Annotated in this window: 12 protein-coding genes and 1 pseudogene; 8 read left to right on the plus strand and 5 right to left on the minus strand. The window is 63.7% G+C overall.

From position 1 onward, the window contains the following. Entirely contained in the window at nt 1–711 is a 711-nt protein-coding gene (locus ACIU1A_RS20195) for an HAD family hydrolase (RefSeq protein ID WP_140498531.1), read from the minus strand. Nucleotides 712–848: 137 nt separating this feature from the next. Here ACIU1A_RS20195 and ACIU1A_RS20200 point away from each other — a divergent pair, with 137 nt between their 5' ends. The 5 genes from ACIU1A_RS20200 (at nt 849) to ACIU1A_RS20220 (ending at nt 5,353) form a co-directional block, all read left to right on the plus strand. Then, the gene (locus tag ACIU1A_RS20200) at nt 849–2,288 is read left to right on the plus strand and encodes a glutamine synthetase family protein (protein WP_404925093.1); all 1,440 of its coding nucleotides are present in this window, start codon (nt 849–851) and stop codon (nt 2,286–2,288) included. A 294-nt stretch (nt 2,289–2,582) separates the two neighbouring features. After that, the gene (locus ACIU1A_RS20205; protein ID WP_140561378.1) at nt 2,583–2,951 is read left to right on the plus strand and encodes a four helix bundle protein; all 369 of its coding nucleotides are present in this window, start codon (nt 2,583–2,585) and stop codon (nt 2,949–2,951) included. A 38-nt stretch (nt 2,952–2,989) separates the two neighbouring features. After that, a complete protein-coding gene (locus ACIU1A_RS20210) occupies nt 2,990–4,276 on the plus strand; it encodes an FAD-binding oxidoreductase (RefSeq protein ID WP_140558566.1) in 1,287 nt (428 codons plus the stop codon). A 272-nt stretch (nt 4,277–4,548) separates the two neighbouring features. Further along, on the plus strand, nt 4,549–4,953 hold the full coding sequence (locus ACIU1A_RS20215; RefSeq protein ID WP_404925094.1) for a hypothetical protein: 405 nt from the start codon (nt 4,549–4,551) through the stop codon (nt 4,951–4,953). A gap of 247 nt (nt 4,954–5,200) precedes the next feature. After that, nucleotides 5,201–5,353 carry an SH3 domain-containing protein gene (locus ACIU1A_RS20220; protein WP_404927976.1) on the plus strand — a complete coding sequence of 51 codons (153 nt, stop codon included), beginning with the start codon at nt 5,201–5,203 and terminating at the stop codon, nt 5,351–5,353. 67 nt (nt 5,354–5,420) lie between these two features. Here ACIU1A_RS20220 and ACIU1A_RS20225 read toward each other — a convergent pair. Beyond that, a pseudogene (locus ACIU1A_RS20225) lies at nt 5,421–6,166 on the minus strand (SDR family oxidoreductase). Nucleotides 6,167–6,479: 313 nt separating this feature from the next. Between ACIU1A_RS20225 and zwf the strand changes: the two are divergent. The 3 genes from zwf to edd all read left to right on the plus strand — a co-directional run bounded on the left by zwf (nt 6,480) and on the right by edd (nt 10,546). Next, on the plus strand, nt 6,480–7,952 hold the full coding sequence (gene zwf, locus ACIU1A_RS20230; RefSeq protein WP_404925095.1) for a glucose-6-phosphate dehydrogenase: 1,473 nt from the start codon (nt 6,480–6,482) through the stop codon (nt 7,950–7,952). After that, complete coding sequence (gene pgl, locus ACIU1A_RS20235; RefSeq protein ID WP_404925096.1) at nt 7,934–8,650, plus strand: 6-phosphogluconolactonase; 717 nt, start codon at nt 7,934–7,936, stop codon at nt 8,648–8,650. Before zwf ends, pgl begins: the two co-directional genes overlap by 19 nt. 72 nt (nt 8,651–8,722) lie before the next feature. Next, nucleotides 8,723–10,546: a phosphogluconate dehydratase gene (gene edd / locus ACIU1A_RS20240; RefSeq protein WP_404925097.1), complete on the plus strand. Its 1,824-nt coding sequence runs from the start codon at nt 8,723–8,725 to the stop codon at nt 10,544–10,546. A gap of 70 nt (nt 10,547–10,616) precedes the next feature. Here the strand turns inward: edd and ACIU1A_RS20245 are convergent, their stop codons facing one another. The 3 genes from ACIU1A_RS20245 to folD form a co-directional block, all read right to left on the minus strand. Continuing rightward, a complete protein-coding gene (locus ACIU1A_RS20245; protein WP_404925098.1) occupies nt 10,617–12,293 on the minus strand; it encodes a vWA domain-containing protein in 1,677 nt (558 codons plus the stop codon). 89 nt (nt 12,294–12,382) lie between these two features. Next, nucleotides 12,383–13,345, minus strand: coding sequence for a GlxA family transcriptional regulator (locus tag ACIU1A_RS20250; protein ID WP_140501084.1), 963 nt, complete (start codon nt 13,343–13,345; stop codon nt 12,383–12,385). A gap of 55 nt (nt 13,346–13,400) precedes the next feature. Further along, nucleotides 13,401–14,300 carry a bifunctional methylenetetrahydrofolate dehydrogenase/methenyltetrahydrofolate cyclohydrolase FolD gene (gene folD / locus ACIU1A_RS20255; protein WP_404925099.1) on the minus strand — a complete coding sequence of 300 codons (900 nt, stop codon included), beginning with the start codon at nt 14,298–14,300 and terminating at the stop codon, nt 13,401–13,403. Nucleotides 14,301–14,504: the final 204 nt, after the last annotated feature.

Consider the following 14,504-nt stretch of genomic DNA (forward strand, 5'->3'; position numbering starts at 1 on the left):
CTATCCGGCGAGGCTTTCGATCAGTTCGGGCAGTTGTCCGAGATCGGAGATCTGCCGGAAGCGCGGTTCGGCAATGGGCGCTTCGACATGTTCAAGCACCCAGGTCAATTCATGCGGCACATGAACGCCCCAGCCGCCGGCCTCGATGGCCGGCACCACATCGGACTTCAGCGAATTGCCGACCATCATGCTCCTGGCCGGGCCGTCGCCATGGCGACTGAAAACGCGCGCATAGGTAGCCGCGTTCTTGTCGCTGACGATCTCGATCGCGTCGAACAGATCGCCAAGACCGGACCCGGCCAGCTTGCGTTCCTGGTCGAACAGATCACCCTTGGTGATCAGCACGAGGCGATAGGCGCCGGCGAGCCGTTCCACCGTCTCGCGCGCATGCGGCAAGACCTCGATCGGGTGGCTCAGCATCTCGCGACCGGCGCCGAGGATCTCCGATATGACCGAAGCCGGCACGCGAGCTTGCGTGACCTCGATCGCCGTCTCGATCATCGACAGCGTGAAGCCCTTGATGCCGAAACCGTAGACGGCAAGATTGCGTCTCTCCGCCTCCAGCAGCCGTGCCGAGATATGTTCCTCTTCGCCGTGATCGGCAAGCATGGCGGCAAAGCGCTTCTCGGTCATGCGGAAGAACTGTTCGTTCTGCCACAGCGTATCGTCGGCATCGAAGCCTATGGTGGTCAGTTCGCCGGTCTTCTGCATCGACGCCTTCTCGTATGTGAACGAGGCTGAACCTAATCTCGCAGCCGCGATTTTCAACCGCAACGGCCAATGCCGGCTGCTCCCCTTCCCTTCGGTCGCCGGGCACAGCTATACTCCTAAATCCGCAACCCAATCTGGTGAATGATGCCGCCTGCAAAAAGGAAGTCCGTCCGTCGAGCCGCGGAGGGCGCGCCCGCACGCCTGCCTTCGTGAAAAACCTGCGTGGTGTGAAGAACTGGAAGGAAGTCAGCGAATGGCTGGAATGGCGCGGCATCGAAGACATCGAATGCATTACACCTGACCAGGCCGGCGTTGCCCGCGGCAAGATGATGCCGTCAAAGAAATTCACCTCCAACACCTCGCTGGCGCTGCCTTCAGCCGTATTCATGACCACCATCTCAGGCGGCTATCCCGAAGACGGCAACGGCTTCCATTATCCGGAGGACGACGGCGACCTCAAGCTCATGCCGGACCTGTCGACGCTGACGGTGGTGCCTTGGGAGGAAGACCCGACGGCGGCCGTCATCTGCGACCTCGTCCACCAGGACGGCCGCTCGGTGGAATTCACGCCGCGCAACGTCTTGAAGCGTGTTCTGGCCGCCTATGACAGGCGCGGGCTGAAACCGGTGGTGGCGCCCGAGATCGAATTCTATCTGGTGCGCAAAAACCCGGATCCGGATTACCCGCTGACGCCGCCCGTCGGCCGTTCGGGGCGGGCGATCGGCGGCGGCGCCGGTTATTCGATCGCCGGCGTCAACGAGTTCGACGAGCTGATCGACGACATCTATCATTTTTCCGAAAGCCAGGGCCTGGAGATCGACACGCTCATCCATGAAGAGGGCGCCGGCCAGCTCGAGATCAATTTGCGCCACGGCGATCCCGTCGAACTCGCCGACCAGGTGTTCATGTTCAAGCGCACTATTCGCGAGGCGGCGCTGAAACACGAAATCTACGCCACCTTCATGGCCAAGCCGATCCAGGGTCAGCCGGGCTCCGCCATGCACATCCATCAGTCGATCATCGACAAGAAGACGGGCAAGAACATCTTCTCGGCCGAGGACGGCTCGGAAACCGAGGACTTCTTCCATTTCATCGGGGGCATGCAGAAGCATGTGCCGAACGCGCTGGTCATGTTTGCGCCCTACGTCAATTCCTACCGCCGGCTGACGCAGTCCGCCTCGGCTCCGGTCAACAACAAATGGGGCTACGATAATCGCACAACGGCATTCCGCGTGCCGCGCTCGGATCCGGCGGCGCGCCGCGTCGAAAACCGCATCCCCTCCTCCGACGCCAATCCCTATCTGGCAATGGCCGCTTCGCTCGCCTGCGGGCTGATCGGCATCACCAACAAGATCAAGGCCGAACCTCCGGTGCTGACCACCGCCAATGCCGACGAGATCGACCTGCCGCGCAGCCTGCTCGAAGCCGTCGACCTGTTCGAGGGCGACGAGGAACTCTGCGCGCTTTTGGGCAAGTCCTTCGCCGCGACCTATGCGGCGATCAAGCGGGCGGAATTCGAGACGTTCATGGAAGTGATCAGTCCTTGGGAGAGGGAGTATTTGTTGCTGAATGTGTAGGGGAGTAGGGGAGTAGGGGAGTAGGGGAGCAGGGGAGCAGGGGAGCAGGGGAGCAGGGGAGCAGGGGAGCAGGGGAGCAGGGGAGCAGGGGAGCAGGGGAGCAGGGGAGCAGGGGAGCAGGGGAGCAGGGGAGCAGGGGAGCAGGGGAGCAGGGGAGCAGGGGAGCAGGGGAGCAGGGGAGCAGGGGAGCAGGGGAGCAGGGGAGCAGGGGAGCAGGGGAGCAGGGGAGCAGGGGAGCAGGGGAGCAGGGGAGCAGGGGAGCAGGGGAGCAGGGGAGCAGGGGAGCAGGGATGAATGGCCGAAAAGACAGGCTCTTACAAGGACTTGCTTGTTTGGCAGCAGGCAATGGATCTTGCTGTGGCAGTTTACAGCTCCACAAAATCATGGCCCAAGGAGGAACTTTATGGATTGACCAGCCAAGTCCGCCGTTCCGCAAGCTCGGTGCCGGCAAATATAGCTGAGGGGTATGGTAGAGAAATTCGAGGATCCTACCAACAGTTTCTTCGCATCGCCCAGGGATCATTGAAGGAGCTGGAAACTCAACTTCTGATCGCTGAGCGGACTGGCATCGCCTCGCAGGCGGCGACAGCGTCGTTGTTGGCCAGCACCGAAAGTGTGGGGAAGCTCTTGCGGCTTTTGATCCGCAAATTGTCCCCGGAATAGCCTACCCTACTCCCCTACTCCCCTACTCCGTGAGCATCATGCCCTACCAATCCCCGATCTCCCCCGGCCGTTCCTGGTACGAGGACACGGCCGGCCCGCGACCCGAGTATCCGGCGCTGGACGGTGACCGGAGCTGCGACGTCGTTATCGTTGGGGGCGGTTTCACCGGCTTGTCGGCGGCGGTGCATCTGGCCAAGGCGGGCACCAATGTGGTTTTGATCGAGGCGTATCGCTTCGGAGACGGCGCTTCCGGGCGCAATGGCGGCCAGCTCGGCACCGGGCAGCGCGCCTGGGCCGAGGAATTGGAGGCCGAGTACGGGTTTTCCCGCGCCAAGGCACTGTTCGACCTCGCCGAGGAGGCGAAGGCACATCTGCTCGAATTCGCCGCCGCCAACCAGATCGATATCGACTACATGCCGGGCCAGCTCTCGGTTGCGCACAAGCCGCGCTATGTCGACGACTACAAGGCGCATGCCGAGATCATGGCCAGCCGCTTCTCCTATCCGCACATTTCGTTCATGGACGCGACGGAAACTGCGCAGCGGCTGGGCTCGACGGCCTATTTCGGCGGGACGCGCGACACCGGCACCGGCCATATCCATCCGATGAAACTGGTGATCGGCACGGCGCGGGCGGCGGCACAGGCCGGCGCACGATTGTTCGAAGCGACGCCGTCGACCGGCATTGTTTCGAGCGGCGGCACGGTGAAGGTTTCGACAGCCAGGGGGACGATCACAGCGCAGAAATGCCTGATCGCGGTCAATGCCTATGGCGGCACGCTCGAACCGGTGAGTGCCGCGCACATCATGCCGATCGGCTCGTTCATCGGCGCGACCGTGCCGCTTGGAGCGGATTCGAACGTGCTGCCGGGCGGCGAGGCCGTCGATGATTCCCGCTTCGTCGTGCGCTACTTCCGCAAGTCGAGGGATGGCCGGCTGCTGTTCGGCGGACGCGAGGTCTACGGCGTCAACGACCCCAAGGACATCCATATCCATATCCGCCGCCAGATCGCGGAACTCTATCCCGCACTGAGGGACGTCGAAATCACGCATGGCTGGGGCGGCTATGTCGGCATCACGGTACCGAGAAAGCCGTTCGTGCGCGAAGTCATGCCGAATGTGATCTCGGCCGGCGGCTATTCCGGCCACGGCGTCATGCTGTCGAACTTCTTCGGCAAGCTCTATGCCGAAACGGTAGCCGGCAACCGCGACCGGCTAAAGCTGATCGAGGATTTGAAGATTCCGCCGTTCCCCGGTGGCCGGCGCTTGCGCGCGCCGCTGCTTTTCCTGGCGCTCAACTGGTTCGCGTTGCGCGACAGGATTTAACAATTGTTGAGTAATATCATGGGGGCCGCGACATCCAAGCGTTGCAGAATCTTCAGCAATGGCGCACTGATGCCACAATCGCGGGCAAAAAGTGCAATCTCTAGGCGAATATAGACGGGGATTTTCTGCGGGCCCGCCCGCTGTTTGATTTGGGACCGGTGCGACCGACGCACGCATTGCGGTGTTTGATCGAAGAACATCGGCCCCTTATGGAGGTGGCAAGAGTGAGAGAGCCCTTCAGTTTCGGTGCTCCGGAACGTCGGCGCTTTGCCATGCAGTTCGGCTACGACATGCGCCCGTCATTCTGGCAGGAAGTCCGTTCGAACTCGCATCTGGTGATTGCCGCGGTCGGCACGGCCGCGCTGCTCGGCGTGGCTGCGGTGGCCCTCTGGCTGGCGTTACCGGCGAACGAGCGGCAAGCGGTTGCCAATCCAGAGCAAGCCATTCCGGCCGTTCCGGTGAAGACGACGAAGATCGCGCCGGCGGGGATCACGGTGGCTGCGGCGGCGGTGCCGCAAGCGGCGCGAAAAGTCCGACCAGGTCTCGCCGACCGTGGCTGTCTCGGAAGCCGCCATTCCGGCGCTCGCAGCGAACGATCCGCGCTGGACCGCTTCCCAATCGAAGACCGCACCGGCTGCTTCCGGGCAGTCGGCGAGCAAGGCCGGGCAGACGCCTGACAAGCCGGCGGCGGCCGCGGCATTCGCGCAACCCGCTGCCGACACCGACGCCGCCGCCGAGCTCGCCAAGGTCGCCGCACCGGCCCCGGCGGCGGGCAGCAGTCCCGATGGCGCGCAGACCGCCGCCATTCCGGCCGCGCAACCACAAGTAGCGTCGCAGCAATCTGCGGCGCAGGATGACGACAGCAAGGCCGAACCGCGCAAAGCGGCCGCGGCTGGCACCGGGCGCATCCTCAGGGCCGTGACCATGCGCAGCGGCCCGAAGAAGAATGCGGCCGCCATCGTCACGGTGCCCGCCAAGACCTCGGTGCAAGTGATGAGCTGCAAGCGTTGGTGCCAGATCGTCTACAACGGCAAGACAGGCTGGGTCTACAAAACCTACATCAAGACCGGCGCCTGACGCACCAGCGCCACGATCAAGGCAGGCACGGCCGAGCCGATCTTTGGCGCAGCGATGACGGTGTGCGTCAGATGCAGCGCCCGCCATCGACCTCCAGCGCAACGCCAGTAATGAAGACGGCCTCGTCGGATGCCAGCCACAGTGCCGCATTGGCGATGTCGAGCGGGGTCGAAAGCCGACCGAGGGGGATCGAGGCGCGGAATTTCTCGCGGATTTCAGGTGTATCGGCGCCCATGAATTTTTCCAGCATGCCGGTCTCGCCGGCCACCGGACACAGGCAGTTGACGCGGATGTTCTTCGGCGCGAGTTCCACCGCCATCGACTTGGTGGCGGTGATCGCCCAGCCCTTGGAGGCGTTGTACCAGGTGAGGCCGGGCCGAGGGCGCAGGCCAGCGGTGGAGGCCGTGGTCAGGATGACGCCCCGCCTTGCCGCTCCATGATCGGCACGACGGCAAGGGCAGCATGATAGATGGCCTTCATGTTGACCGATGTGATCAGGTCGAACGTCGCCTCGTCGACTTTGAGCATGTCGCCATTGCGATGGGTGAACCCGGCATTGTTGACCATGATGTCGATACGTCCGAAGGCGCTTTTGGCGGCATGGACCATCTCGTCGAATTCGGAGCGCTGCGAAACGTCGGTCTGGGTCCAGATCGCCGCCTCGCCGATCTCGCCGGCTACGCGTTCGGCGCCCTTGGCATTGAGGTCGGCCACGACGATCCTGGCGCCCTCCTCGGCGAAGCGACGGGCAATGCCCTCGCCGAAACCCGAAGCGGCCCCGGTGACGATGGCGACCTTGTCCTTCAGACGCATGTTTTTCCGCTCCCTGGGTTCATCGCGTGGCTTTTACCGTGGGCTGCCGGCATCATGGCCTGTGCCACGACAGGCAAAGCGCTGATTCTCCCTTAGCTTTCGTCACATTCACGTCCTATGCTGCAACTGCGAAGGCTTGGCGGAGTTGTCGTTTGCCGACAAGCCTTCGCTTGGTGCCAGTGTCAAGCGCACATCTGGACCGACGCAAATATGTAGCGATCGGTCGTCGATGTGACACCATGGCACTGGAAAATTTAAATCGATTAGAATATATCAGCCGCGTACTCGCGACCGGCGTCAAAGCGGATAGACCATGACCAGCCAGATCATCCCCGTCGACCCTTTCGACTTCATCATTTTCGGTGGCACCGGCGACCTGTCGGAACGCAAACTTCTGCCGTCGCTCTACTATCGCCAGCGCGACCATCAATTTTCCGAGCCAACCCGCATCATCGGCACGTCGCGTTCGAAGATGAGTGATGACGAATTTCGGGCTTTCGCCAAGCAGGCTATTTCTGACCACGTCAAGGCGGCCGATATCGATCCCAAGGAGCTCAAAACCTTCCTGGCGCGGCTTTCCTATGTCTCGGCCGATGCCACGAGCGGCGCGGGGTTCGATAGGCTGAAGAAGGCGATCGGCGACAGCGACTGCATCCGCGCCTTCTATCTGGCGGTGGCGCCGGCGCTGTTCGGCGACATCTCGCACAAGCTGAAAGAACACGATCTGATCACGCCGAATTCGCGCATCGTGCTGGAGAAACCGATCGGCCGCGACCTCGCTTCGGCGCAAACGCTCAACGATCTGGTCGGCGACGATTTCCACGAAAGCCAGATCTTCCGCATCGACCATTATCTCGGCAAGGAAACGGTGCAGAACCTGATGGCGCTGCGTTTTGCCAATGCGCTCTACGAGCCGCTGTGGAATTCCGCCCATATCGACCACGTGCAGATCACCGTCGCCGAGACGGTCGGCCTGGAAGACCGTGTCACCTATTACGACAAGGCCGGCGCGCTGCGCGACATGGTGCAGAACCATATGCTGCAACTGCTCTGCCTGGTGGCCATGGAAGCGCCATCGTCGATGGACGCCGACGCCGTGCGTGACGAGAAGCTGAAGGTGCTGCGCGCGCTCAAGCGCATCAACGGCAACGAGGCGCCGAAGCACACGGTGCGTGGACAATACCGCGCCGGCGCTTCCGCAGGCGGGCCGGTGAAAGGCTATGTCGAGGAGCTCGGCAAGGACAGCAACACCGAAACCTTCGTCGCGATCAAGGCTGAGATCGGCAACTGGCGCTGGGCAGGCGTTCCGTTCTACCTCAGGACCGGCAAGCGGCTGGCAACCCGGGTCTCGGAGATCGTCATCGAGTTCAAGCCGATCCCGCATTCGATCTTCGGCGGCGACAGCGCCGGGCCGATCTTCGCCAACCAGCTGGTCATCCGGCTGCAGCCCGACGAAGGCGTCAAACAATTCATCATGATCAAGGACCCGGGTCCGGGCGGCATGCGGCTGCGGCAGATTTCGCTCGACATGAGCTTCGCGCAGTCCTTCGACGGCCGAGCGCCCGACGCTTATGAACGGCTGATCATGGATGTCGTGCGCGGCAACCAGACGCTGTTCATGCGCCGCGACGAGGTCGAGGCCGCGTGGAGGTGGATCGACCCGATCCAGAACGCCTGGGAAAGCGCCAGGCAGGAGGCACAGGGCTATACGGCGGGCACCTGGGGACCTTCGGCCTCGATAGCGCTGATCGAACGTGACGGGCGGACATGGCACGAGAGCAATTGAACAGCCCCAGCTACAACTGGAATGGCTTTTCCGACCGCGCGGAACTGGCGGCGGCGCTGGCCGAGCGCGTCGCCGATCGCCTGGCAAAGGCAATCGCGGCGCGCGGCACGGCGTTACTGGCCGTTTCCGGCGGCACGACGCCGGCAAAGTTCTTTGCTGCCCTGTCGGGAATGCCGATCGCCTGGGACAAGGTAACGGTGACGCTGATCGACGAGCGCTTCGTGCCGGCCTCCTCGCCGCGTTCCAATGCCGGACTGGTGGCCGCCAATCTGTTGCAGAACGCGGCTGCGGCGGCACGGTTCGTGCCGCTCTATCACGAAGCCGTCAGCATCGAGGATGCCGCGGCATCGGACAATGCGGCGCTCCAGTCCCTGCCCTGGCCGCTCGACGTCGCCGTGCTCGGCATGGGACCTGACGGCCATACCGCCTCATTCTTTCCCGACGCGGACGATCTGGCGAAATTGCTCGACCCGTCCTCGGACAGGATCGTGCTGCCGGTTCATGCGGCAAGCGCCGGCGAGCCGCGGCTGACCCTGTCGCTGGCGCGCATCGTCGATGCCGGCCTCCTGGCGCTGCACATAGAGGGCGAGGACAAACGCACCGCCTTCGACGGCGCGGTGGCACCCGGTCCGCGAAAGCCGATCCGCGCCGTGCTCGACGCCGCCCCCAGGCCTGTAGAGGTTTTCTGGGCACCCTAACTCTAGACTTATCTGGTCCCGGCAAACGGCGGGAGGATGTTTCCGGGACCTCGCTTGAAAGGACCGAACGCCATGACCGCAAGACGCGATATCGAAGCCATCACGGAGCGCATCCGCCAACGCTCCAAGCCGGGCCGCGAGCGCTATCTCGGCCGCATCGCCAGCGCATCGAACCAGACCGCCAACCGGGCGGTGCTGTCCTGCGGCAATCTTGCCCATGGCTTTGCCGTGTGCAGCCCCTCCGAGAAAGTGGCGCTGGGTGCCGACAAGGTGCCGAACCTCGGTATCATCACCTCCTACAACGACATGCTGTCGGCGCATCAGCCCTTCGAGACATTCCCGGCGCTGATCAAGGAAGCGGCGCGGGAGGCCGGCGGCATCGCCCAGGTTGCCGGCGGCGTGCCGGCGATGTGCGACGGTGTCACCCAGGGGCAGCCGGGCATGGAGCTTTCGCTGTTCTCGCGCGATGTCATCGCCATGGCGGCCGCGATCGGCCTGTCGCACAATATGTTCGACGCCGCCGTTTATCTGGGCGTCTGCGACAAGATCGTGCCCGGGCTGGTGATCGCGGCACTGACCTTCGGCCATCTGCCGGCGGTGTTCATTCCGGCCGGGCCGATGACGACAGGCCTGCCCAACGATGAAAAGGCCAGGGTCCGCCAGCTCTATGCCGAGGGCAAGGCAGGCCGCGCCGAACTGCTGGAGGCCGAGTCCAAGTCCTATCATGGACCGGGGACATGCACCTTCTATGGCACGGCCAACTCCAACCAGATGTTGATGGAGATCATGGGCCTGCACACGCCAGGCGCTTCCTTCGTCAATCCGGGCACGCCGCTGCGAGACGCCTTGACCCGCGAGGCAACCAAGCGGGCGCTGGCGATCACCGCGCTTGGCAACGCCTATACGCCGGCCGGGCGGATGATCGACGAGCGTTCGATCGTCAACGGCGTGGTTGGCCTGCACGCGACCGGCGGCTCGACCAACCATACCATTCATCTGATCGCCATGGCCGCAGCCGCTGGGATCGCGCTGACCTGGCAGGATATCTCCGACCTCTCGGAAGCGGTGCCGCTCCTGGCGCGCGTCTATCCCAACGGGCTTGCGGATGTGAACCATTTCCACGCCGCGGGCGGGCTCGGCTTCCTCATTCGCGAGTTGCTCGACGAAGGCGTGCTGCATGAAGATGTGCAGACGGTATGGGGCGAAGGCCTGCGGCCCTATGCAGTCGAGGCAAAGCTCGGTGCCGACGGCAGCGTCGTGCGCGAAGCCGCCCCGCGCGCGAGTGGCGACGCGAAGGTCCTGGCGCCGTTCAAGAAAGCCTTTCAGCCGACGGGCGGCCTCAAAGTGCTGGCCGGCAACCTCGGCCATGCCGTCATCAAGACGTCCGCGGTGAAGCCGGAACGGCGCCTCATCGAAGCGCCGGCCAAAGTGTTCGACAGCCAGCAAGGGCTGAACGAAGCCTTCAAGGCCGGCACGCTTACCGGCGACTTCATCGCCGTCATCCGCTTCCAGGGGCCGAAGGCCAACGGCATGCCGGAACTGCACAAGCTGACCACCGTGCTCGGCATCCTGCAGGATCGCGGCCAGCGCGTCGCACTGGTCACGGACGGGCGCATGTCTGGCGCCTCCGGCAAGGTGCCGGCGGCGATCCATGTCACGCCGGAAGCGGTCGAGGACGGCCCGATCGCCAGGATCCACGACGGCGACATCATCCGGCTGGATGCCGATGCCGGCACGCTTGAAGTGCTGGTACCGGCGGCGGAATTCGCGCTGCGTCGGACAGCGGAAGCCGATCTCATCGGTAATGAGTTCGGCTTTGGCCGTGAGCTCTTCGCCGGATTCCGGCAATTGGTGGGTCGAGCCGACCATGGGGCCAGCGCGTTTGGAACCGCCTGATCCATCTGCAAGGAATTCATGAAAAAGGGCGGTTCGGAACCGCCCTTTTTTGCTTCGGGAACCCCAGCCATCATTCCGCGACGGTGATCTCGGCCCGTTCGCCAGCCTTGACTGTCACCGGCATCTCCTTGTCATGACCCTCATCCGACATATGCCGGACGACGACATAATCGCCGGCCGGGATCGTCTGCTGCCAGTTGTCGCCGTAGTTGAAGCCGAGCGATTCGCGCTTGCCCTCGATGTCCTTTTTCGACGAAAGCACCTCAATCGAATAAGCGCCGGGCGCCGATATTGCGAGCACGCCCGCATCGAGCACGACCTTCACATCCTGGCTGTCGCCGGGCTTGATGCTGAAAGGCTGCTCGACGACGGCGAGATCGAGCGTTGTCACCGCCACATAGTCGTCGGGCGGCAGCCAGAACTTGCTGTCGGCCCCATAGGAGTGCTCGACGCTGTCGCGGCTGCCGTCGATCTTCTTCTTCGCCTTGACGATCTCAAAGCCGATGGCCGAATTGTCGGCCTTGTCGCCGCCCGATGTATAATAGGCATTGAGCACGGCCTGGCCGACGCCGACCACGACGTCCTTTTCAATGGTCTGCCCGGGGGCGAGCTGGATTGTTTCCGTCACCGTGCCGGCACCGATCTGCACCGTCACCTTCTGTTCGCCCGCCGGCACGATGGCCTGGGTGTCGCCGTAATGGGTGGTGCTGCCACCGGGATAGCCGAAATCGACGCGGGCTTCGCTGCTGATCTCGGCGCCCTGGCTTGCATGTGGGTGGATGATCAATGTACCGGCGTTCAGGATAAAGAGCGGTTTTTGGACCTGGCCGGCCTCGATCGTGACCTTCTGCTCGACCTTGGCTTCGTCGTCGCGCGCGACGACGATATAGTCGCCGGGATCGAGTTTGCCGTTATAGCTGCCATATTCGGTGGTGACGGACTCGCCGCGCGAGCCGTCGGGGTTGGCTTTGTAAATCTCCCAGGCATTGCCGTCGGTGATCGGCTCGCCGCCTTCGGCCATCACCACGGTCGGCTGGAAATTGAAAGCAGGCCTTGCAGGCTCCGGCGCAGGCGCTGGCGCCGGTTCGGGTGCCGGCGCCGGTGCGGGGGGCAGTGACGGCGCCGGTGCGGCGACGGTTTCGACCAAAGCTTCCCGCAGCGCCTTCTCGTCGGACGCCTGGATGTACTTGCCGCCGGTGTTGTCGGCGAGGCAAGCGATCTGCTTGCCTTCGTCGGCCGTAAGGCCAAAGCCGACAACGTCGGCTGTGAAATCCACGCCGGACGATTCGAGTTCCTTGCCAAGCGCGCAAGGATCGCCGCCACAGGTCTCGAGCCCGTCGGTGATGAGAACGACGGTCGCCTTGTCCTCGGTGTATTTCAGCGCTTCGGCCGCCTGCTTGACGGCTGATGTCAGCGGCGTCTTGCCGAGGAATTTCATGCTGTCGGCCGCGGCCGAAATCGCGCTCGCCGAACCGGCCTGCGGCGGTACGATCAGCTGGATATCCTCGCAACTGCCTTTCTCGCGATGACCATAGGCCATGAAACCGAGTTCATCGTCGGCGGGAACCAATTGCAGCACGCTTCTCAGCGACTCACGGGCGATTTCGAGCTTGGGCCTGCCGTCGATCTGCGCCCACATCGACCCGGAAGCGTCGAGGATGATGATGACCTTGTTCGCGGCAAAGCCGAATGTCGTCATCGACAAAAGGAGAAACGCCGCAGCGACGCTCCGTGCAAGTCCCGCCATCAAAATCTCCTGAGTAGCCGCCCCGTCCGCCGGCTGAAGCTATTTGAGCCCACCCTGGGACACAAGCCCGGACGCGGCTTGTCCGCGGCTTAGTAGGTGGTGCGGCGCTCTTCGGAAGGCGGGCGGCCAAACTGCAGCCGGTAGCTCTGGGCAAAATAGGAATGCGAGGTGAAGCCGGTGGCGATCGCCACGTCGAGGATCGGCATGTTGGTCTGGCGCAACAATTCGCGCGCCCGCTCCAACCGCAGCCGCATGTAGTAGCGGCCGGGCGTGACGTTGAGGTGGCGCAGGAACAAACGCTCCACCTGACGCACCGAAAGGCCAGCCGATTTGGCGAGCTGCACCGCCGAGAGCGGCTCGTCGAGATGGTCGGCCATCAGCTCGACGATGCGCCTGAGCTTCTCCGACTTGCCGGTGAGGTCGCGCTCCGGCCCGACGCGCTGGCGGTCGCCGGCCGAGCGGATGCGCTCGTGCTGGAACTGATTGGCGACGCCATTGGCGAGGTTCGAGCCGAAGTCGCCGCGCACGATCTCCAGCATCAGGTCGATCGAGGTGGTGCCGCCGGCGCAGGTGTAGCGCTTGCGGTCGATCTCGAAGACATTGCCGGTGCAGTTGATGTCGGGAAAGCGCTCGACGAAGCCGGCGCGGTTCTCCCAATGGATGGTGCAGCGATAGCCGTCGAGCTGGCCGGCCTCGGCCAGCAAATAGGATCCGACCGACAGCGCGCCGAGCGCATTGCCGCGCCGGCCCCAGCTGCGTAGCGCCGCCAGAACCTTGCTCTTGCCGGGAAATTCCGTGGTCAGCCCGACCGAGACGAAGAGGATGTCGACCGGCGGCAGGTCGGCAACCGCATAATCGATCTTGAGCGGCAAGCCGTTGGACGCCATCACCGGATCGCCATCGGCCGATACCGTCGTCCAGCCGTAGAAATCGCGGCCGAGCAGCCGGTTCGCCGAACGGAACGTGTCGATCGCGGCCGCCAGCGAGAACATGGAGAACTTGTCGACCAGCAGGAATGCGAATTGCCGGCCGCCTTGAACGGGATCATTCATGACCGGCCGTTCCAAGGGAATAGTTGGGTTCGGCAAAGCTGCTGCTTTCTGGTGGTCAGAAGGAGGGCCGTTTCAACCCGGCCGCGAGGTAGGCGGAGGCTAACGTATTGGCCATCAGCATGGCAATGGTCATCGGCCCGACGCCGCCGGGCACGGGCGTGATGGCGCCGGCGGCCTTGGCCGCTTCGGTATAGGCGACGTCGCCGACGAGGCGGGATTTGCCCTCCCCCTTCTCCGGGGCCGGGATGCGGTTGATGCCGACGTCGATGACGGTTGCGCCGGGCTTCACCCAATCGCCCCTGATCATCTCCGGCCGGCCAACGGCGGCGACGAGAATGTCGGCGGTGCGGGCCAGCCCCGGCAGATCCTTCGTGCGGCTGTGCGCGATGGTGACGGTGCAATTGGCGGCGAGCAGGAGATTGGCCATCGGCTTGCCGACGATGTTGGAACGGCCGACGACGACGGCATTGAGGCCCGACAGATCCTTGCCGCGCACGCGCTCGATCAGGAGCATCGAGCCGGCGGGCGTGCAGGGAACGAAAGCGGTGTCGAGTTCGCCGGTGCCGAGCTTGCCGACATTGATGAAATGGAAGCCGTCGACATCCTTCTGCGGCGCGATCGCCTGGATGACCTTACCGGCGTCGATGTGGGCGGGAAGCGGAAGCTGTACCAGGATGCCGTTGATGGCGGGGTCGGCGTTGAGGTCGGCGATGATCTTGAGCAGCGCCTCCTGGGAGGTGTCCGCCGGCAGCGTGTGCTGGACCGAATGAAAGCCGCATTCCTTGGCGGTGCGGGATTTGGAGGCGACGTAGACCTGGCTCGCCGGATCCTCGCCGACGATAACCACGGCGAGGCCGGGCTGGATCTTGCCCTTGGCGACAAGCTCGGCGGTCAGGGTCTTCACCGTCCGCACCACGTCTTCGGCAACGCTTTTGCCGTCAATCACTTCGGCCATATGAATCACCCCTCGATACGTTCCGCCAAACCGGCCGCGTCTGAAAATGCGGCGCTTTGGATCCTTTTCTCAAGCGCGTGCCGAAGCCTGCATGGCCCGGCCAGCCGGGCTGCGTCTCCGGCAAGACACCGCGCGGCATTTTGACGAAAATTCGAACACGCAATCCCGTCAAAGCGCCGTCCGATGCCGTTTACGCGAAACCGG

The sequence above is a fragment of the Mesorhizobium maamorense genome, from assembly GCF_044998965.1.
In the GTDB taxonomy this organism is placed as follows: Bacteria; Pseudomonadota; Alphaproteobacteria; order Rhizobiales; family Rhizobiaceae; genus Mesorhizobium.